Source organism: Allobosea sp. 05T433, assembly GCF_056396065.1.
Genome location: NZ_JBFTKS010000143.1, coordinates 1 through 366, shown reverse-complemented (window position 1 = coordinate 366; position 366 = coordinate 1). Strand labels below are relative to the sequence as shown.

At 65.2% G+C, this 366-nt stretch carries 1 pseudogene; it reads right to left on the bottom strand.

The window, feature by feature from the left end:
• Positions 1 to 236 precede the first annotated feature (236 nt).
• Positions 237 to 366, bottom strand: a pseudogene (locus tag AC1DGP_RS35415) (IS110 family transposase); the annotation flags it as partial.

The following is a 366-nucleotide window of genomic DNA, read 5'->3' as shown; positions in this document are numbered from 1 at the left end:
ATTATCCGACAAGCCTCTGCGCCACGCTGCGCGATAATGAGTTCCCGCCAGGGGTCTGGCTTCTCTGCGAAGTCGGCGCTGAGCCGCTTCATGATCGGGTCGGATGGAGAGGCGTCTCAATCTTTTTATCGAGCTGCCAGCCTGGACTGACGCTCAGGCCCGCCTCGAGATTGCCTGCCCACGCGTYCCTGGACGGGACCTCGATCCGCGCAGCGACGCGGAACTCTTTTGCTGGTTCAGGCGGCCTCAGCCTCCCAGCGATACGGCGTGTTGTCGACCCACATCCGATGCAGGATGACCGCCAGGCGCCGGGCTACCGCCACGGTCGCCTTCGCCATGCCTCGACGACGGGCGACGGCAAGCCCC